Below are 19,662 nucleotides of genomic sequence, written 5' to 3'. Positions count from 1 at the left end.
TCGCGCGGATGCCCGCGCGCCGGGAAGATCATGCACGCCACGCATCACCGGGCATACATTCCCGATATCGACTCGGCCTCACACCGGAAGCATGATGGTGTGGTGGGTCACACCAGACCCCACCCGCCCGCCGGAAATGACAGGATGCGCCGCCCGGCGCCCCCACCACCGCGCACTCACCTCACCCCGATTCCTCACAGCACCCTGCGATCTGGAGATGATCCGATGACAATCACCGACTCCGAGACCGGCCGCCCCGTCTCCCGGCTGCGCCGCCTGCACCACAGCGCCTTCCCCATCGCCGACTCCGAGGCGACCCGGCAGTTCATGGAAGATCTGCTCGGCATCCCGCTGGTGGCCACCTGGAGTGAGCAGGTCGGCGGCCTCGACCTGCCCGAGGACGCCGAGCCCATCCCGATGCCGACGGAATGGCTGATCACCAAGCCGGGCACCACGATGACGCACACGTTCTACGAACTCGCCGACAAGTCCGCGGTCGCGTTCTTCCAGATCGACACACCCGACTTTCTCATCGGGCACACCAACATCTTCCAGCACATCGCCCTGGAGACCGATCAGGCCGGCCAGGACGCCGTACATCAGCGACTGCTCGACGCCGGTGTCGAGCACGTGATCATCGATCACGGCTACGTCAAGTCGCTGTACGTGCTCTCGCCCGACGGCCTGCAGTTCGAGGTCTGCGTCGACCCCGAGGACGTCGAGGAGATCGCGGAGAAAGCCCGCGTCAACGCCCGCCCGGACCTGGACCGGTGGGTGGCCGGCGATCACTCCCCCAACCACGACTGGGAGGTGCGGACCGGACCCCAGGTGTTCCCCGGCAAGGCCCTCTACAAGGTCACTCCGCGCCCGGTCCCCGGTGATCAGGCATGACCTTCCTCCTCGTCAACACACTGCGCGCCGATGCCTCCGGCGACGCCCGCACCGAGTTCCGTGACGCCCACATCGCACACGTCCAGCGCAACGTCGAATCCGGGCTGGTCACCTCGCTGAGTCGGCTGTTCGATACCGACGGCACCACCCTCATCGGCGGACACTTCCTTCTCGACACCGATTCGGCCGCTGCGGCCCAGGCCTTCTATGAGCAGGATCCCTATGTTCGAGAAGGGATCTGGGAATCCACCCTGATGGCCAAGGCCGAGATCGTCACCCCCGGAGCCCCTCCACCGCCCGCGGTCTCGTAGCACCGCGCCAGCAGCCACCTCCGCTTTCCCCGACAGGACCACCATGACCACCATTTCGGAGTCGGCACCGGCCGTCGCAACCGACGAGCCCACCGCCGGCGAACTGATCCAGCGCGCAAAAGACCTGATTCCCTTGCTGATCGAGAATCAGGACCGCACCGAGCAGGCCACCCGCTGCTCACCCGAGGTGCACGAGGCCATCCGCGCGGCCGGCCTGTACCGCACCCTCATCCCCCGCCGCTACGGCGGCTACGAGCAGGACATCACGACGTTCACCGAGATCGTCAAGCAGCTCGCCCGCGGTTGCCCGTCGACGGCCTGGGGATTCTGCCTGGCCGCCCGGCACGTGGTGCAGGCCGCCACCATCTTTCCCGAACACGTGCAGGACCAGGTCCTGTCCGCCGAGTTCCGCGCCGCCGAGGTGGCCGCCCCGACCTTGCGTATCCGCAAGGTGGAGGGTGGCTGGAGCCTCACCGGCACCGCCCAGTTCGCCTCCGGAATACCGTATTCCACCTATTACATGGGGCAGGCGCTGCCCGTCGAGAGCGAGGACGGTCCGCCTGTCGGGCCACCCTCCCTGTTCATCGCACCTCCCGGCACCTGGGAGATGGTGGACGACTGGGGCTGGACCCTCGGCCTGCGCGGAAGTGGTTCCAACAGCATCAAATTCGACGGTGCGGTGATCCCCGACGACTACGTCGTTCCCAACACCCTCGCCATTGATTTCCCTGTGGGCCAGGGGATGCCGGGCCTCCGGCTGCACGACAACCCGATCTACACCGGACGCACCGTCGGCCCGATCACCCTCGACATGGCGGCGTTGATGACCGGCATGGCCCTCGGCGCCCTCGACGAGTACGAGACGCTGCTGGCCACCAAACGCACCATGCGGCCGCCGCAGATCATCCGTGCCGAAGACCCCGACTATCAGCGACTGTACGGGCGGGCATTCTCGAAACTGTTCGCGGCCGAAGCCCTGATCCGCCAAGGCGGGGAGCACCACCAGCAGGCGTGCCGCGACCAGGCCGACGGCAGCCAGGAGTTCACCGCCCTGATCGACCTGGAGACATCGGCGTTGGCGGGTGAGGCGTTCACCCTGGCCTGGGATGCGGTGCAGGAGATCATCCTTCCCGGCGCCGGTACCGGTGCCATCGGCGACGGCTCGCGGATCCAGCGGATCTGGCGGGACATGTCGACGGCGCGCACCCACGTGTACGTCGTGCAGATCGACCTGTACCACCGGGACATCGGGCAACTGAGGCTGCTACCGCAGGCCGACTGAATGCCTGAATCAGACGACACGATAGGTAGCTGAATGGATCTCGGTATCAGTGGGCGCTGGGCGATCGTCTGCGCGTCCAGCTCGGGACTGGGCCTGGCCTGCGCGGAGGCGCTGGCGGCGGAGGGCGTGAACGTCGTTCTCAACGGGCGGGACGGCGACCGGCTCGCCGCCGCCGCCGATCGCATCCGGCAGACGGGGGCGTCGGGGACGGTGATCCAGGTGCAGGCAGACCTCCTCTCCCCCGCCGCCACCGACGCGCTGCTCGCGGCGTGCCCGGAACCGGACATCGTGGTCACCAACAATGCCGGCCCACGCCCAGCCCGGCTGCGGGACGTGACGGCGCAGGACTGGCAGCGCGGTATCGAAGGAAATCTGCTCAACCATCTGCGGCTGATCGACCGGGTCACCGACGACATGTGTGAGCGGAAGTTCGGCCGGATCGTCAACATCACCTCGGCGATGGTCACGGCACCGAAACCGATCATGGCGGTGTCGTCGGCGGTCCGGACCGGACTGACCTCGGTGGTGAAGGCCCTGTCGATGGAGTTGGCGCCGTACAACGTCACCATCAACAATGTGCTCCCCGAACGTGTCGACACCGGCCGGATGAAACAGATCTCCGAACTGGAGGCCGAACGGCAGGGCATCAGCTACGAGGAGGCCCGCGCGTTCGTCGCCTCCGACATCGCAGCCCGGCGGTTCGGCCGCCCGGAGGAGGTCGGTGCGGCCTGTGCCTTCCTGTGCGGCAGCCTGTCCGGGTACATCTCCGGACAGAATCTGCACGTCGACGGCGGCACTCATCCATCGTTGTTCTGAGAATAATTGAAAGACAAGGATTTTCGTTGTCATGGCGGTATTCGGGCTGCTACACGGCGCCTTTGAAGGGGCCTGGTGCTGGGACCTTCTCATCCCCGAACTGAACAAGCTGGGGCACTGGGCAATCGCCGTCGATCTGCCCATCGATGACGTGACTGCGTCGTGGGACGATCACGTCGACTCCGCGCTCGGCACGTTCGGTGATCCGGGGACGGTCGTCGTCGCGCATTCGAGGTCGGGCCGGATGGTCCCGCGGCTCCTGGAACGCGGTGGGTACCGGAACCTGATCCTGCTGGCGGCGGCGATTCCCGGCGGCCTGCTGCCCCCGCCGTATGTGAGCACACCGCGCCCGCGATCGGGCGGGCCGACCGCCGGAGGTCCACCGGCCGACGAGTTGGGACGATCGGTGCTGACCCGGGCGGGTGCAGAGCAAGTATTCGCCGGATGTTCACCGGAGATCGTCGACAGGGCCGTCGGATTGCTTCGGCCCCAGCACGAATTGCCCAGTCCGTCCGACACGATCTGGCCACCGGTCAACGTGTCGTACGTGTTCGGCGAGGACGACGCGGTGGTGGACCCGGCGTGGATGCGCGCCGCGGCTGCCGAACGGCTCGGTGTCACCGCGATTGAACTGCCCGGCGGCCATTCGCTGTTCCTGTCGCATCAGCGCGAGCTGGCGCAGTGTTTCGATGCGATCGTCGCCACCATCCCTGAGGAGACCGCATGACCGGCAGACTCACGCTGACCTTCGACAACGGCCCCACACCCGGTGTCACCGAGGGCGTTCTGGACGCCTTGCGCGAGCGTGACCTGCCGGCCACGTTCTTTGTGGTCGGCTCGTGGCTCGACTCACCCGGCATCCGAGAACTCGCCGAAAGGGTTCATGCCGAAGGCCATTGGCTGGGCAACCACACTTACACCCATGGGGTGCCGCTCGGGAGACGCGGCGATCGCGCCGTGGAAGTCGGCGAGATTGCGCTCACCCAGGAATCGCTCGGCGACCTCGCCCATCCCGACAAATTCTTCCGCCCCAACGGTGCGGGCAGCGTCGGGCACCACCTGCTGAGCCAGGACGCGGCGGACTATCTGGCCGAGAACGGTTTCACCGTCGTGATGTGGGACCTGTATGTCCGCGATCCACACGAACCCGACCTCTGGGCTGACCGGGCGCTGGCGCGGCTCGACGAGCGCGAATGGAATGTGCTGGTCACCCACGACGTGCCGACCGGCGCTATGGATCACCTGCCGCGCTTCCTCGACACCGTGCTCGACGCCGGGATCGAGATCGTCCAGGAGCTACCCGAACACGCAACACCACTGCTCCGCGGTCAACCCACAGCAGCCCTCAACGACATCGTCACCACCGCCTAGCGCACCAGGCCCATGCCAAGGCAACAACCTGTTTGGCCGCGAAACTACCGCGTGCCGGCGATGTACAGGGAGCGGACCACGTAGTCGGCGAAGACGGTGCGGCCGAGGCGCAGGTGGACGCCGTCTCGGGCCCAGAAGCCGGGGTAGAAGGTGAAGGCGCGGTCCCAGTGGTTGATGTCGAGGTTGGCGTACTGGACGTCGGCGATGATCAGTTCGCGGCGCATGACGGCCATGTATTTGTCGAGGAACGCGTGGTTCATGTAGCGCGGCGATGAGGACTGGACGATGGTGCGCGGGGTGATCCAGTCGACGCGGGAGCGGGAGCCCACGGCGTTCATGACCTGGTCGATGCGGCTACGGAGCTGGGTGGCGTCGCCTTTGGTGGCGGCGGCGTCGTTGGTGCCGATCTGCACGATGTAGCAGTTGACGCCCTGGCCGCGCATCCAGCGGATCACCTGGATCGCGTTACCGCGGTAGCCGACGGTGTAGTTGCCGGGTTGGGTGACCGAGCGACCGGAGGCGGCGCTGAACAGGAACGGCTTGCCGGTCTTGCGGAGGTTGTCCTTGAGGCGCTGCATGCTGCCACCGCCACCGCGCCACGATCCGGCGCTCAGGCTGGCGCCGACGAGCCCGACCTTGCGGCAGTCGTTGAGGGTGCGAGGTGCACCGAAACCGGTGGAGCCGAGCGAGCCGGTGCTCGAGCCAGCATTGGAGGAGCCGAGTTCGCTGGAGCCGGTGACGAGGGCGTCGCTGGAGCCGGAGGAGACGACGTCGCTGGAGCCGGTGGGTGCGGCGGCGGCGATTCCCGGGGCGGGCACGGCGAGGGCGGCCAGCATGGACACGGCGACGATCGACTTCTTCAACACAACCTGGACCCTTTCACGGTGAGCCATAGGACGCCGATCGGCGCGCATGAAGTGAGGTTCGACTGGCTAATCTATCCGTCGATACCTGAGCGTTACCAACGGGAACCCCAAGCGTGACGCACGCCACACCAAGTTTCCCGCCAAACTTCTCAACCCTGGCGGGAAAACTAGAACGTGTTCTAGTATCGGGTATGCGATTCACCTTCGCCGAAGCGATGACCGATCCCGCCTATTACGCCCCGCTCGCCCAGGCCGCCGAGCAGGCCGGATTCGCCGGGTTCACCATCCCCGACTCCCTCGCCTACCCCGAGGAGTCCGACGCCAAGTATCCGTACACCGAGGACGGCAACCGCGAGTTCCTCGAGGACAAGGCCTTCATCGAGACGTTCATCATCGCCGCGTCGCTCGGGGCGGTCACCTCCACGATCCGCTTCACCCCGTTCGTGCTGAAGCTGCCCGTACGCCCGCCGGCCCTGGTCGCCAAGCAGGCGGCGTCGGTGGCGTACCTGACCGGCAACCGGCTCGCCCTCGGCGTGGGCACCAGCCCGTGGCCGGAGGACTACGACATCATGGGCGTCGACTTCCGCCGCCGCGGCAAGCGGATGGACGAATGCATGGACATCATCCGCGGCCTCACCACCGGCGACTACTTCGAGTTCCACGGCGAGTTCTACGACATCCCCAAGATCAAGATGACACCCGCACCCACACAGCCGATCCCGCTGCTCGTCGGCGGGCACGCCGACGCCGCGCTGCGCCGGGCGGTGGTCCGCGGCGACGGCTGGATGCACGGCGGTGGTCCGGGCGAGGAACTCGACGCGCTGCTGGAGAAGATCGCCGACATCCGCAAGGCGGAGGGAAAACTCAACGACCCGTTCGAGATTCACGTCATCTCCCTCGACGCCTACACCGTCGACGGGGTGAAACGCCTGGAGGACAAGGGCATCACCGACGTCATCGTCGGTTTCCGCGTCCCCTACATCAAGGGCCCCGACACCGAGCCGCTGCAGAAGAAGATCGACCACCTGAACTGGTACGCCGACAACGTCATCGCCAAGGTCAACGGATAGCCGCAAGCGCCATGTGGGCGGCACGGTAGCCGCACATGCCGTGCACTCCCCCACCCGGCGGCGTCGAGGACGAGCACAGATAGACACCGGGGACGCCCGTCGCGTACGGGTTCGGGGACAGCCGGGGGCGGGCCAGAAGCTGCCGCAGATCGTTGGCCCCGCCGCCGATGTCGCCGCCGGCGTTGTTGGGGTTGAAGCGTTCGAAGGCGGCCGGGCCGACGGACTCGACGTCAACGATGCGGTCGCGGAAGCCGGGGGCGAAGCGTTCGATCCGGCCGAGTACAACGTCGGTGACATCGCCCGGATAGCCGTGCGGCACATGGCAGTAGGCCATGATGTTCCTCCCCGAACCGCAGGATCCACCATTCGTTGACGGAGGATCCTTCGATTCGGGGTGGATCCGCAGGCGGGTCGGGTCGGCGACGTACTGCTGGGTGAGGAGGGTGAAGGGGCGCGCCGGCAGGCGGCCGGCGGCGCAGGCCGATTCGGCGGCGGCTATCTCCTCGGCGGCGCCGCCCAGATGGACCGTGCCCGCCCGTCCGCATTCGGCTGCCCGCCACGGGATGTCGCCGTCGACGACGACGCGTACGGCGAAGGCGGCGGGGCCGCGACGGAACCGCAGCCAGGAGCGGCGGATCCGGGACGGCACCCGGTCTCCGAGAATGCCGAGCGCGGCACGCGGCGCGACATCGAGCAGCACGATGTCGGCGTCGAGCCGGCTGAAATCAGTGACCGTGACCCCGGTTTCGACGCGGCCACCGTGCGCGGTCAGCTCCGCGACGAGGGCGTCGGCGATGGCCCGCGAACCGCCGACCGCGACCGGCCAGCCGTTGCGGTGGCCCGCGGCGATGAGCGCCAGCCCGGGCGCCGACGAACCGGGCCGGTCGAGGCGGGTGGTGGCGTGCGCCGCGATCCCCGCGAACAGGCCGCGGGTGCGGTCCTCGCGAAAGGCCCGGGCCAGCACTGTCGCCGGGACGAGGGCACGAATACCGAAGCGGGCCAGCGTGATCGGATGACCGGGGATGCGCAGCATCGGGCCGAGCACGTCGTCGTAGAGCACACCGCCGTCTCCGAATGGACCGGACAGCGCGCGCCAGCGATCACCGTCGGTGCCCAATCCTGCTGCCGTGCTGTCGATATCGCGCCTCAGCACGGCGGCGGTGCCGTCGTCGAAGGGGTGGGCGCAGTCGATCTCGGGCCACGCCCAGCGCAGACCGTGGCGCTCCAGCCCGGCGAACGCGGGCGATCCGGCGCCGAGCGGATGTACCGACGAGCAGTGGTCATGGACCATGCCGTTGCGTACGAAACTTCTGGTGCCGCCGCCGATCTCGTCGGCCGCCTCCAGCACCGTCACGTCGAGACCGGCGCGGGCCAGCACCACCGCCCCGGCCAGACCGTTCGGGCCGGAGCCCACGACGACGGCCGTCGACGGCGCGCCGGCCGTCACCGCGCCCCGGAGCTGAGGTGCGAGTGCCGCGTCCAGAGCGGGATCGTGATGTCGTCGATGATCGCCGCGACCCGCAGATCGCCGATCGTCCCGCGGACCACGATGTCGTTGCGCGCCAGATCCAACGGCACGGTGAGAACGTCGGCGGTCAGGTCGCCGGGGCCGAGTTCACCGCGCGTGCGGGCGCGGGCCGCGATGTCGGCGACAAGTCCGGACGCCCGGGTGAGCAGAAGCCTGTCGATGGGGTCGGCGTTGTCGGCGTCAGCGGCGGCGAGCAGGCCGAGCATTGTGCGCCGCTTGTCGGGGGCGAAGATCGTGGTGACCCCGTTCAGCAGGACAAACAGGTCGGCGCGGAGGTTCCCGGCATCGGCGGCCAGCGCCGCGACCGACTCCACCGACGCCGCGGCGATCGCGGCCAGCACCATCTCGAACTTCGTCGGCCAGCGGCGGTAGAGCACCGGTTTGCTGGTGCCCGCCCGAGCTGCAAACCCTTCGACGGTCGCGGCGTCGTAGCCGACGGCGGCCGTCTCGTCGAGTATCGCCTGGTGCAGTGCGCGTTCCAGATCGGCACCGCGCCTTCGCGTCGGGGGCATCACGCCTCACTTTCGGTCGTCGGCTTGTGCTTTACATCCTTACTCACTAACCTCCCGAAAATAAGATACGTTCCGTACCCAAAGGGGAATCAGATGTCTACCGCGACCGAACCACCGGCCACCACGTCGACTGACAGCGCACCGGCCGACACGCCACCTCCGGCGAAAACCGTTCCTGAGAGGAAGAAGGTCGTGGGCGTCGTCGTCGGCCTGACCCTGCTGCTCGGGATCATGCTCTGCGCCTTCGCGCTGCCCGCCATCCACACCGGCGCACACGGCATCACGCTCGGCGTGGCCGGACCGCAGGACGCCGTCGACAAGGTCCGCGCGCTCGACGGTTTCGACGTCCGCGAGTACTCGAGCGCCGACGAAGCCCGCACGGCCATCGAACAGCGAAAGATCTACGGCGCGCTCATCGTCGGTGACGACAACATCGAGATCATGACCGCGAGCGCCGCAAGTGCGCAGGCCGCGCAAGTCATCGGGCAGGCCGGCCCGCCGCTGGCCCTCAGGATGAAGAAGGGATGGACGATCACCGACGTCCGGCCCTTCCCCGCCGACGACCCGCGCGGCGCAGGCCTGTCCGGCGGCGCACTACCACTTGCCCTCGGCGGCTGGATCGCGGCGATCCTCATCATGCAGCTCATCGCCACCACCCGGAACCGGCTGCTCGCGGTGTTCGCGTTCGCCGTGGTCGGCGGGCTGGCCCTCACCGCGATCATCCAGTTCGGTTTCGGCACCCTCGACGGCAACTACCTGCTGACCTCGCTGGCCGCCATGCTCGGCATCTCCGCCACCGCGATGGGTGTGCTCGGCCTGCGCGAACTCCTCGGCGGCGTCGGCATCGGCATCGCCGCGGTCCTGCTGATCCTGCTCGGCAACCCGCTGTCGGGACTGTCCAGCGCCCCCGAGATGCTGCCCAGCCCGTGGGGACAGATCGGGCAGTTGCTGCCGCCCGGTGCGACCGGGGCGCTGCTGCGCGGCGTCGGGCTGTTCGACGGCCACGGCACCACCCACGCGCTGGTCGTGCTGATCTGCTGGCTTGTCGTCGGGCTCGGGTTCTACTTCCTCGGCCTGCGCCGGGCCGCCGCGAAGGCAGGCTCCCCGGCACCCGCGGCCTGAACCGGCGGTGCCAGCGCGGCGGTCAGCGGATCTTGAAGATCACCGCCCGCTGCACCACGAAGTTGATGACCGTCGCGGTGCCCTGCGCGATGCCGTAGGCGAGCAGCGAATAGATGAACGTGTGCGACCACAGATGCATCAGCAGTGCGTACAGGCCGACCTGCACCAGGAACGTCACCAGGTACAGGGACATCACCGCGATGAACCGGGCGGTGCTCGGCTCGGCCCGGAAGGTCCAGCGCCGGTTGATCAGGTAGGCGGTGGTGGTGCCGAGGATGAAGCCGAAGGCCTTGGCCAGCCACGGCGGGAACCCCACCGCCCCCTGCAGCAGATAGGTGAGACCGAAGTCGAGTACGCCCGACCCGGCTCCGGTGACGACGAACCGGACGAGCTGCGTTTTCAGGTCGACATCGGTTGAGGCTTCCTCGTCGTCGATCGGGAGTTCGATCGGCATCGGCGCGTGGCGCGTCGAGAAGTCCTCGTGGTGGCGCTCGCCGGGCTCGGGGTGTGACACGACGACAACCCTAGCGCCTGGAGTCAGAACTCTTCGTCGATGTCGGAGTCGCGGGCGGCCTGCTCACCGCGGTCGAGTGCGGCGAGGGTGGCCAGGTCGTCGGAGTCGAGTTCGAAATCGAACAGGTCGGCGTTCTCGATCTGCCTGCCCTCGTGCGACGACTTGGGGACCACGCCGATGCCGTGTGTGACAGCCCATTTGAGAGCGATCTGGGTGGGCGACTTTCCGTACTTGCGTGCCAGCGTGATGATCGACGGGTCGCTGAGCAAGCCTTCCTTGCTTCCCGTCGGATGCCACGCCTGCGTATGAATGCCCTTGTCGGTCATGAACTCCCGCAGCTCTTTACGCTGCACGGCGGGCGAACACTGGATCTGATTGAGGGCGGGCCAGCGGCCCGTCTCGTCATAGAGCATCTGCAGGTGATGCCGTTTGAAATTGGAGACACCCGCAACCCGCACATAACCCTCGTCGACCAGTGTCAGCAGCGCCTTCCACGATTCGACCGTTTTGCCGAGCGACGGGCACGGCCAATGGATCAGATAGATGTCGAGATGGTCGACGCCGAGCCTGCGGCCGCTCTCCTTGGCCGCGTTGATGGCCTCGTCGAAACCCTGATCACCACCGGCGAGTTTGGTTTGGATCACAATGTCGTTGCGGGACACCGCCGACGCGGTGATACCCATTCCGACGCTGAGTTCGTTGCTATATCTCGTGGCCGTGTCGACGAGGCGATAACCGCTGCGCAGCGCCGTCGACACCGCCCGGATACAGGGGCGCCCCAACATGGGAGAGGTCCCGAGCCCGACCAATGGGATCGAATACCCGTTGTTGAGTGCAACTGTCGGTATGTCCACTTTGGTAACGATACGGTGCACTCGCTGTATACGCGGTGCAACTCGCGCTATAGGGTCGATCAGATGAATGGCACGCGCGTTTTGCCCCGGCGACCACGACCGATCGGCCGCCGCCGGCGAACCGGACTGGCCACCGGAGCGTGCACAGTGATCGCCGCGCTGACACTGGGTCTCGGCGGTGGCATGGCCACCGCCGACGCCCCCCGGTACCGCAGCTGGTCGGGCATGGACACCCGCGGCTACGCGGGAGCGATCCCCGCCACGGCGGGCACCGTCATCCGTTCCGTCGATCTCGACAAACGTCTTTGGGTTCCTGATACCGCACGCGCGCAACGCTTCCTGTACTCGACGCGGGACGTGCACGGGACAATGGCCACCAGCACCGCCGCCGTGTTCCTCCCGGGCGGTACCGCCCCGAAGGGCGGCTGGCCGGTGATCGCGTGGGCACACGGCACCACCGGACTCGGTGACGACTGCTCGCCGTCGACGCATTCGCGCAGCCCGCGCGACTCGGCGTACCTGGCGCACTGGCTGAAGCAGGGTTACGCGATCGTCTCCACCGACTACGTCGGCCTGGGCACACCCGGACTGATGAGCTACCTCAACGGCACCACCGAGGCCCACTCCATTGTCGACTCCGTCAAAGCCGTTCGGCAGCTCGGCCTGCCGCTGGCGCGGAAGTGGGCGATCGTCGGGCAGTCCCAGGGCGCGGGTGCGGCACTGTCCGGCGCCCGGTACGCGACGGCGTTCTCGGCGGGCAGCGGCCTCGACTACCGCGGCGTGGTGGCCACCGGCACCCCCGCCAACATCGAGCTGATCATCGGAATGGGCGGGCCGAGCTTCCCGCCGGTCACGCTGCCCGCCGCACTCAACGCCTACGCCGCATACATCTTCGCCGGATTCGCCGACGCCCGACCCGACCTCGACGTCAAAGGGCTGTTCACGGCACAGGGCCGGAAGGTCCTCGAGCAGGCCACCCGGCTCTGCTACGACGACATGGCCGCCGTGGTCGACGGCGTCAACCTGAGCACCATGTTCCGTAAACCGGTGTCGAGCCTGCCGAACGCCCGGGTCGCGCTCAACAAGTACATGGGCACCCCGTACTCCGGCTACGACCGGCCGATCTTCCTCGGGCAGGGCCTGCTCGACGAAGACGTGCCCGCGCCGTCGGCGCTGTCGCTGTACGCACAGATGAAGGCGAACAACCAGCCCGTCGAACTGCACGTCTACCCGGACAAGGACCACTCGGGAACCGTGCTCACCTCGCTGAAGGACTCCACCCCGTTCGTGGCGCGCATTCTGCGGTGAGCCGCGTCCCGGGCCACGAGTAGCCGGCCACACGAATCGGGTAGTACGGCCGGGTAGGTCGAGTAGTCGACTACGCTGCCGGGCCGCATCGCACAAACCTACGCTGACCAGATCGGGGCAAAACCCAGCCCACGCCACCGATCGGAGTCCGTCATGGCATCATCGTCCCTCGTGCGGCGCCCCTGTGGTTGCCATGAGCACGCGCTGTCGTGAGCAGGCGTCGCTATGAGTAAGCGCGGACCTCTGTTCACCATCGCCGCCGTCGCGCTCCTCGGTCTCATCCTGATCGCAGTCAACGTGTTCAACGGCAACGACGACAACTCCACGCCCACCGCGTCGACGAAGAGCACGAGCGCCGATCGGTCGGGTACGGCGCCGTCCGGTGACAAGACCGGAGCCGGCGCGACCGGAAACGATGACACCCGAAACGACGGCGGTCCGGCCGGGGATCTTTTCCCGTCCAAGGGGAAGTACGTGGGAACGCTGCCGCCCGAGCCGAGCGGCACCATGACCCTGTCGGTCACCGTCGACGGCGACAAGGCACTCGCGTATGCATGCGACGGCGACACCGTCGAATCGTGGCTGAGCGGGTCGGCGAAAGACGGAAAACTCGACCTCACAGGAAAGAACAACGCGCGGATGACCGGAACCCTCGACGGTACCGACGTCGTAGGAGTGCTCAACCTCGGCCAGAAGCGGTGGAATTACACCGTCGGCCAGGTGCGCTCCCCCGCCGGCCTGTACGTGGAGAAGAGCAACGGCGAGGTCACCGCCTGGATCGTCGACGCCGCCGGTTCGGTCACCGGTGTGAAACTCCTGGCCGACGGAAGTACCACCGCCGCACCCGACATCCCGCTGCGCGACGGCAAGCTCACCGACCCGTCGGTGATCCAGGTGACAAGTCCCGACGATGTATCCTGACCAGCCCCCGCGTCGCGGCATGCCCCCCGTTCCACGCCCCGGCATGCCCTCCGCCCCACGCCCCGACATGCCCTCCGCCCCACCCGCACAGCGGGCCGGTCAGCGGCCGCCACCCGGGTACCCGCCCACCCAGCACGCCGCGCCCCCTCCGCAGGCACGCCCTCCGCAGGGACCGGCTCAGCGGACCGACCGGATCATGCGACCGCAGCAGCCCCCGGCCGCACCGCCCTACCCGCCCACCCAGTACGCCGGCCAGGGCGCGTTCGGCGGTCCGACCCGGCAGGCCGTGTTTCCCAATCATCCGGGGTCACAAGCAGATCCGGGGTCACAAGCAGATCCGGGTGGACACCCGGCTCCGCCCCCCGCCGACACCCCGTCGGCCGCCGCTGTGTTCGTTCCGCTACTGGTGGGCGCCGCGGTCAGCACCGGCCTCGGCGTGTTCGCGAAAGTTCATGACCCGCAGTTCTTTTCGGTGAACGTGGCCGGGTTCTCCAGCCCGGTGTCGGTGAAGGCGTGGATAGCCACCCTGGCCGCGGCCCTCGCGCTGACACAGCTCCTGTCGGCCGCCGCGATGTACGGCAAACTCGGAGCCCCCAAACCCGCCCTGGGCATCGTCCATGTGTGGACCGGACGGCTCGCCGTACTGGTGTCGGTGCCGGTGGCGGTGCACTGCCTATACGCACTCGGCTACGCCGACCACGAAACCCGGGTGATGGTGCATTCGATCCTCGGCTGCTTCCTGTACGGCGTGTTCGTCGCCAAAATGCTGCTCCTCACCCGGAAATCCACGCCGTCGTGGGCGGTTCCGCTCTTCGGCGGCGTGCTGCTCGCGGCGTTCGTCGGCATCTGGTCCACCTCGTCGCTGTGGTTCTTCCAGAACGCCGGCTTCGTCCTCTGACCGGAAAGGACTCCAATGATCCCCAGCCCGGATCCATGTCAGGACTGCGCTCGCAGGCCGGGCACCACCCGCCGCGCCGTCCTGATCGGCGGCGTCGCACTGACCGCCGCGGCATGCGCCACCTACGGCGACAAACCCTCCGACCCGGCACCCGCACCGCGGGCCCCGCAGGACACCGGAGCCGACGAGACCACCGGCAACGTCGATGACGGGGGCGGGGGCGGCAGCGACGATGGGGGCGGGGCCGCGGCGAACGCCGTCGCCAAGACCTCCGACGTGCCCGTCGGCGGCGGCATCATCGTCGGCGACACCGTGCTGACCCAGCCCACCTCGGGAAGGTTCGTCGCCCTGTCCACCACCTGCACCCACGCCGGCTGCAAGGTGTCCCAGGTGAGCGGCGGGACCATCAATTGCCCCTGCCACGGCAGCAAATTCGGCCTGGACGGCTCAGTGAAGCAGGGCCCGGCGTCGAGCCCCCTGGAATCGAAGTCGGTGCGCGCCGAGGGCGACTCCCTGGTCCTGGGCTGATCCCGTGCACACTGTCGGTCGATATAGCGGTTCGCAAGGACATATGGCCGTCGGAGTCCCCGTATCGCCCGTTTTCGGGTGAGACGGGCGCCACCATCGCCGCAGGTCACACCGTCAAGATGCCAAATCCTCAGGATGGCAGGAGTAGTCTGTGCCCCGATGTCTACAGAAGAGCTACTGCCGATCGAGACCCGGAAACTGGTGGGGTGGTCGCGCACCACCCCGATCACCGGGCACGTTTTGTCCACGCCGTACCCCGAGGTCATCGCCGAGGCCGTCGCCCGAGTCGCCGACGACAACGCCGACAAACCCGACTACCTCAAGCGTGGAGTCATCGCCCGAGGCCTGGGCCGCTCGTACAACGAGTCCGGCCAGAACAGTGGCGGCCTGACCATCGACATGACACCGCTGCAGCGGATCTACGCCATCGACCCGGACACCGCGACCGTCGAGGTCGACGCCGGAGTCAGCCTCGACACCCTCATGCAGGCGGCCCTGCCGTACGGACTGTGGGTCCCGGTGCTCCCCGGCACCCGGCAGGTCACCGTCGGCGGCGCCATCGCCCACGACATCCACGGCAAGAACCACCACAGCCAGGGCAGCTTCGGCAACCACATCGTCGAACTGCAGCTGCTGGTGGCCGACGGCCGCATCCTCACCCTCACCCCCGACGGCTCCGGCGACGACCCCGATGCGTCGCTGTTCTGGGCCACCATCGGCGGGATCGGGCTCACCGGCATCGTGCTGCGGGCCACGATCGCGATGAAGCGCACCGAAAGCGCGTACTTCATCGCCGACACCGCGCAGACGGGTTCGCTGCAGGAGACGCTCGACCTGCACCTGTCGGACGGATTCGAGGACGGCTACGAATACGCATCCGGCTGGTTCGACACGATCAGCGCACCGCCGAAGCTCGGTCGCGGCACGTTCAGCCGCGGCAACCTCGCCCGTGTCGACGAGCTGCCGGCGAAGTATCAGAAGGATCCGCTGAGCTTCAACAACAAGCCGCTGGTGACCTTCCCCGACATCTTCCCGCGCGGCCTGGCCAACAAACTGAGCTTCTCCGCGGTCGGCGAGGTGTACTACCGGATCGGGCCGCCGAGCGAGGGCAAGGTCAAAAATCTCGCGCAGTTCTATCACATGCTCGACGTGTTCGGGGACTGGAACAACGCGTACGGACGTGGCGGCGGCTTCTGCCAGTACCAGTTCATCGTGCCCACGGGCAACGAGGACGAATTCACCCGGACCATCGAGCACATCCAGGCGTCGGGACATGTCAGCTTCCTCAACGTGATCAAGCTGTTCGGCGACGGCAACAAGGCGCCGCTGAGCTTCCCGTTCAAGGGCTGGAACGTGTGCCTGGACTTCCCCGTCAAGCGGGGCCTGGCCGAATTCCTCACTGACCTCGACCAGCGCGTCATGGCGATGGGCGGACGGCTGTACACGGCGAAGGATTCGCGGACCTCGGCGGAGAGCTTCCACAAGATGTACCCGCGGATCGACGAGTGGATCTCGGTGCGCCGGCGCATCGACCCCAACCGTGTGTTCATGTCCGACATGGGCCGGCGCCTCGAACTGGCCTGACACCATGACAACCCCGCCCCTCCGCCGGTTGAGGTGCGACGAGCCGCTAGGCGAGGAGCCTCGAAACCTCGTGAGATGACATTGTCGTCTCACCGGGTTTCGAGGCTCGTCGCTAGCGCTCCTCACACCTCAACCGGCAACGGACTGAAAGAGAGCAAGTCACATGTTCAACGCCGTCGGCGTTCCCCAATCGATCCTGGTCCTGGGCGGCAGCTCGGAGATCGGGCTGGCCATCACCGAGGAGTACCTGAAGAAAGGGCCGATGCGGGTGGTGCTGGCCACCGTCCCCGGCGACCCGACCGGTGACGCGGCCGTCGAGCAGATGAAGTCCGCCGGCGCGTCGTCGGTCGAGCGCATCGACTTCGACGCCCGCGCCCCCGAAACGCATCCCGAGGTCATCGACAAGGCGTTCGCCGGTGGCGACGTCGATGTGTCGATCGTCGCGTTCGGCATCCAGGGCGACGACGAGCAGGCGTGGCAGGACCACAAGCTGGCCGTCGCCGAGGCCGACATCAACTACACCGCCGCGGTGTCGGTGGGTGTGCTGCTGGGCCAGAAGCTGCGCGCGCAGGGGTTCGGGCAGATCATCGCGATGAGCTCGGTGGCCGGTGAGCGGGTGCGCCGTTCCAACTTCGTGTACGGCTCCACCAAGGCCGGCCTCGACGGCTTCTACCTGGGCCTGGGCGAGGCGCTGCGCGAGTTCGGCATCCGGGTTCTCGTAGTGCGTCCGGGCATGGTCCGCACCCGGCTGTCGGCGCACGTCGCCGAGGCCCCGCTCACCATGAACAAGGACGAGGTGGGCAAGCTGGTGGTGGCCGCCGCCGACAAGGGCAAGGAAATCGTGTGGGCGCCCGCCCCGTTCCGGCTCATCATGTCGGTGTTGCGGCACGTGCCGCGGCCGATCTTCCGCAAGCTGCCGGTGTAGCACTCCTCCGCCGGTCGAGCCCCTCCACCGGTCGAGCCCCTCCGCCGGTTGAACCCTCCGCCGAGTGAGCCCTCCGCCGAGTGAGCCCTCCGCCGGTTGAGGTGCGAGCCCCGCGAGCCTCGAAACCTGGTGAGATGACAATGTCGTCTCACCAGGCTTCGAGGCTCGTCGCTTGCGCTCCTCGCACCTCAACCAGCGTAGGGGGGCGCCTGCTACAAAGAAGGACGTGACCGCTACAGCCACCGATGCCCCCGCACCCACCGACGCCCGCCGACCGTCGCCCGTGTCGGCGCCGGTGGCGCTGGTGGTGGCCGTCGTGGTCGGCGGGCTGGTGTCCTTTGCCGGCCTCGAGGTGATCGGCGCCGTCGACTGGCCCGCCTACAACTCGTCCAATGTGGCGCGGTCGCTGACGACGCTCGGGCAGGTCCTCTCGATCGCGTTCCTGGTGGTGGCGGCCCTGCTGTACCGGTACGGGCGGTCGGCGATCGGGCAGCTGCTGGCGTCGACGATCGGGGTCGCGGGCCTGGTCACCGTCACGCTGGGGATGCCGCTGGGCGCCACCAAGCTGTACCTGTTCGGGCTGAGCGTCGACCAGCAGTTCCGCACCGAGTATCTGACGCGGCTCACCGATTCGCCGCGGCTGTCGGACATGACGTACGCCGACCTGCCGCCCTACTATCCGGCGGGCTGGTTCTGGTGGGGGGGCCGCTTCGCCGCCGCCCGTGGCCTCGACGGCTGGGAGGCCTACAAGCCGTGGGCGATCATCTCGATGGCCGTCGCCGCGGCGATCGCGGTGGTGCTGTGGAACCGGATGGTGGGCACCGACAAGGGTTCGGCGGTCGCGCTGGCGGTGACGGTGGCAACGCTGATGTACGCCTCGCCCGAGCCGTACTCGGCGGTGCTGATCCTGCTGGGCACTCCGCTGCTGGTGACGATGCTGTACGCGCTGCGCGGCCGGTCCCGGCTGGCCGGCGGAGTGGTGGGCGAGCTGCGCGCCGGGACCAGTTGGGCGGCCGTGCTGGCCTCCGGGCTGTTCCTGGGTGTGTGCGCGATGTTCTACACGCTGTACGCCGGACTGTTCGCATTCGTCGCCTGCCTGATGGCGCTGTATCTGGCGGTGTCGGCCTGGTTTGCCGCCAGCAACAGCTCCCGGCCCGACGCCGAGGTGCGGGCCGCGCGCATGCGGGTCGTCGGTGCCGTCGGGGTGCGGCTGGTGGCGATGGCCGCGGTGTCAGGGATCGTGGCGCTGACGGTGTGGGCGCCGTACCTGCTCGACCGGGTGTCGGGCGAGGCCGCCGGCACCGGAACGGCGACCCACTACCTGCCCGAACGCGGGTCGTGGCTGCCGATGCCGATGTTCCACTGGTCGCTGGTGGGCGCTCTGACCATGGCCGGTTTCCTGTGGCTGGTGCTGCGGTTCTCCCAGCGCACCCTGGCGATGGCGCTGGGTATCGCCGTGGTGGCGGTGTACCTGTTCTGCCTGCTGTCGATGGCGGCGACCGCCGCCGGCACCACCCTGCTGGCGTTCCGCCTCGAACCGGTGCTGATCGCGATCCTTTCCGCCGCAGGTATTTTCGCGGCGGCCGAGCTCGGGTCGTGGGCGGTGCGGCAGTTCGGTGATGTGCGCACCGTCGTCGGTGTGCTCGGCGTGGCCGCGGCCATCACTGTGGCGCAAGGTATCCCGGGACATCTGTCGACCGATATCACCGTCGCCTACACCGACACCGACGGCAACGGGGTACGCGCCGACAAACGCCCCGCCGGCGCCGAATCGTACTTCCCGCAGCTCAACACGCTCATCGCCGAACAGACCGGGATGCCCGCCCGCGACACGATCGTGCTGACCGCCGACTACGGATTCCTGTCGGTGTACCCGTACCGCGGTTTCCAGGGCCTCACCTCGCACTACGCGAATCCGTTGGCGGACTTCGACAAACGCGCCGCCACCATCGCCGACTGGGCGACCGCGGCCACCTCGGCCGAGCTGATCGCCAAGCTCGACAAGTCGCCGTGGCCGGCACCGCGGGTGTTCCTGTTCCGGCACGGCGACGACGGACCCACGCTGCGGCTGGCCAAGGACGTCTACCCGAACGACCCGAATGTCGAGCGGTATACGGTCACCTTCAACCAGGCGGCCTTCGCCGACAAGAGTTTCCGCACCACCACCGTCGGACCGTTTGTGCTCGTCGTCCGGAAGTGATCACCGTGTCGCCCACCCCGTCGGTTGAGGCGCGAGGTCGCCCAGCGACCGAGCCTCGAAACCCCGTGAGACGACAATGTCAGCTTGCGAGGTTTCGAGGCTCATCGCCTAGCGGCTCTTCGCACCTCAACCGGCGGAGGGGGCGTTTTGGAGCAACAATC

20 protein-coding genes are annotated in these 19,662 nt (G+C 67.9%); 15 read left to right on the top strand and 5 right to left on the bottom strand.

Annotation, left to right across the window (positions count from 1 at the left end):
- Nucleotides 1-225: 225 nt before the first annotated feature.
- Genes GOAMR_RS05415 through GOAMR_RS05390 form a run of 6 tightly spaced genes read left to right on the top strand, consistent with a single transcriptional unit; the run spans nt 226 to nt 4,671 of the window.
- Nucleotides 226-891 carry a VOC family protein gene (locus GOAMR_RS05415; RefSeq protein ID WP_005183778.1) on the top strand — a complete coding sequence of 222 codons (666 nt, stop codon included), beginning with the start codon at nt 226-228 and terminating at the stop codon, nt 889-891.
- Nucleotides 888-1,202, top strand: coding sequence for a YciI family protein (locus GOAMR_RS05410; RefSeq protein ID WP_005183772.1), 315 nt, complete (start codon nt 888-890; stop codon nt 1,200-1,202). Before GOAMR_RS05415 ends, GOAMR_RS05410 begins: the two co-directional genes overlap by 4 nt.
- A gap of 43 nt (nt 1,203-1,245) precedes the next feature.
- Nucleotides 1,246-2,484 (top strand): acyl-CoA dehydrogenase family protein, encoded by a 1,239-nt coding sequence (locus GOAMR_RS05405; RefSeq protein ID WP_005183762.1) that lies wholly within the window; start codon nt 1,246-1,248, stop codon nt 2,482-2,484.
- Between the two features lie 33 nt (nt 2,485-2,517).
- Nucleotides 2,518-3,300, top strand: a complete 783-nt coding sequence (locus tag GOAMR_RS05400; protein ID WP_005183760.1) for an SDR family oxidoreductase — start codon at nt 2,518-2,520, stop codon at nt 3,298-3,300.
- 31 nt (nt 3,301-3,331) lie between these two features.
- Nucleotides 3,332-4,027, top strand: coding sequence for an alpha/beta fold hydrolase (locus tag GOAMR_RS05395; protein WP_005183754.1), 696 nt, complete (start codon nt 3,332-3,334; stop codon nt 4,025-4,027).
- On the top strand, nt 4,024-4,671 hold the full coding sequence (locus GOAMR_RS05390; RefSeq protein ID WP_005183752.1) for a polysaccharide deacetylase family protein: 648 nt from the start codon (nt 4,024-4,026) through the stop codon (nt 4,669-4,671). Before GOAMR_RS05395 ends, GOAMR_RS05390 begins: the two co-directional genes overlap by 4 nt.
- Before the next feature lie 44 nt (nt 4,672-4,715).
- Here GOAMR_RS05390 and GOAMR_RS05385 read toward each other — a convergent pair whose 3' ends face one another.
- The gene (locus tag GOAMR_RS05385; RefSeq protein ID WP_005183748.1) at nt 4,716-5,537 is read right to left on the bottom strand and encodes an SGNH/GDSL hydrolase family protein; all 822 of its coding nucleotides are present in this window, start codon (nt 5,535-5,537) and stop codon (nt 4,716-4,718) included.
- A gap of 191 nt (nt 5,538-5,728) precedes the next feature.
- On the opposite strand from GOAMR_RS05385, the gene GOAMR_RS05380 reads away from it, so the two are divergent.
- Nucleotides 5,729-6,607 (top strand): TIGR03619 family F420-dependent LLM class oxidoreductase, encoded by an 879-nt coding sequence (locus GOAMR_RS05380; RefSeq protein ID WP_005183745.1) that lies wholly within the window; start codon nt 5,729-5,731, stop codon nt 6,605-6,607.
- Here GOAMR_RS05380 and GOAMR_RS05375 read toward each other — a convergent pair.
- Nucleotides 6,597-8,054 carry a phytoene desaturase family protein gene (locus tag GOAMR_RS05375; RefSeq protein WP_005183742.1) on the bottom strand — a complete coding sequence of 486 codons (1,458 nt, stop codon included), beginning with the start codon at nt 8,052-8,054 and terminating at the stop codon, nt 6,597-6,599. The genes GOAMR_RS05380 and GOAMR_RS05375 overlap by 11 nt on opposite strands.
- Nucleotides 8,051-8,647 (bottom strand): TetR/AcrR family transcriptional regulator, encoded by a 597-nt coding sequence (locus tag GOAMR_RS05370; RefSeq protein ID WP_005183735.1) that lies wholly within the window; start codon nt 8,645-8,647, stop codon nt 8,051-8,053. The genes GOAMR_RS05375 and GOAMR_RS05370 overlap by 4 nt, the downstream gene beginning before the upstream one ends.
- Before the next feature lie 93 nt (nt 8,648-8,740).
- On the opposite strand from GOAMR_RS05370, the gene GOAMR_RS05365 reads away from it, so the two are divergent.
- Nucleotides 8,741-9,769 (top strand): hypothetical protein, encoded by a 1,029-nt coding sequence (locus GOAMR_RS05365; protein WP_244427269.1) that lies wholly within the window; start codon nt 8,741-8,743, stop codon nt 9,767-9,769.
- 22 nt (nt 9,770-9,791) lie between these two features.
- Here the strand turns inward: GOAMR_RS05365 and GOAMR_RS05360 are convergent, their stop codons facing one another.
- Both GOAMR_RS05360 and GOAMR_RS05355 read right to left on the bottom strand, forming a co-directional pair.
- Nucleotides 9,792-10,283, bottom strand: coding sequence for a GtrA family protein (locus GOAMR_RS05360; RefSeq protein WP_005183728.1), 492 nt, complete (start codon nt 10,281-10,283; stop codon nt 9,792-9,794).
- A 23-nt stretch (nt 10,284-10,306) separates the two neighbouring features.
- Nucleotides 10,307-11,137 carry an aldo/keto reductase gene (locus GOAMR_RS05355; protein ID WP_040514459.1) on the bottom strand — a complete coding sequence of 277 codons (831 nt, stop codon included), beginning with the start codon at nt 11,135-11,137 and terminating at the stop codon, nt 10,307-10,309.
- Nucleotides 11,138-11,200: 63 nt separating this feature from the next.
- Between GOAMR_RS05355 and GOAMR_RS05350 the strand changes: the two genes are divergently transcribed.
- The 7 genes from GOAMR_RS05350 (at nt 11,201) to GOAMR_RS05320 (ending at nt 19,501) form a co-directional block, all read left to right on the top strand.
- Entirely contained in the window at nt 11,201-12,445 is a 1,245-nt protein-coding gene (locus GOAMR_RS05350; RefSeq protein ID WP_083836858.1) for an alpha/beta hydrolase family protein, read from the top strand.
- Nucleotides 12,446-12,670: 225 nt separating this feature from the next.
- Nucleotides 12,671-13,366, top strand: coding sequence for a hypothetical protein (locus tag GOAMR_RS05345; protein WP_005183725.1), 696 nt, complete (start codon nt 12,671-12,673; stop codon nt 13,364-13,366).
- 196 nt (nt 13,367-13,562) lie between these two features.
- Nucleotides 13,563-14,264, top strand: coding sequence for a DUF6529 family protein (locus GOAMR_RS05340; protein ID WP_005183724.1), 702 nt, complete (start codon nt 13,563-13,565; stop codon nt 14,262-14,264).
- Nucleotides 14,265-14,279: 15 nt separating this feature from the next.
- The gene (locus tag GOAMR_RS05335) at nt 14,280-14,792 is read left to right on the top strand and encodes a QcrA and Rieske domain-containing protein (RefSeq protein ID WP_005183722.1); all 513 of its coding nucleotides are present in this window, start codon (nt 14,280-14,282) and stop codon (nt 14,790-14,792) included.
- A gap of 159 nt (nt 14,793-14,951) precedes the next feature.
- Nucleotides 14,952-16,376 carry a decaprenylphosphoryl-beta-D-ribose oxidase gene (gene dprE1, locus GOAMR_RS05330; protein WP_005183721.1) on the top strand — a complete coding sequence of 475 codons (1,425 nt, stop codon included), beginning with the start codon at nt 14,952-14,954 and terminating at the stop codon, nt 16,374-16,376.
- Nucleotides 16,377-16,539: 163 nt separating this feature from the next.
- A complete protein-coding gene (dprE2, locus tag GOAMR_RS05325) occupies nt 16,540-17,301 on the top strand; it encodes a decaprenylphospho-beta-D-erythro-pentofuranosid-2-ulose 2-reductase (RefSeq protein WP_005183719.1) in 762 nt (253 codons plus the stop codon).
- A gap of 226 nt (nt 17,302-17,527) precedes the next feature.
- Nucleotides 17,528-19,501, top strand: a complete 1,974-nt coding sequence (locus GOAMR_RS05320; protein WP_005183717.1) for a galactan 5-O-arabinofuranosyltransferase — start codon at nt 17,528-17,530, stop codon at nt 19,499-19,501.
- The last annotated feature ends 161 nt before the right edge of the window (nt 19,502-19,662 follow it).

Origin of the sequence: Gordonia amarae NBRC 15530 (genome assembly GCF_000241345.1) — a bacterium.
GTDB lineage: Bacteria > Actinomycetota > Actinomycetes > Mycobacteriales > Mycobacteriaceae > Gordonia > Gordonia amarae.
This window is presented reverse-complemented; position numbering and strand designations above follow the sequence as displayed.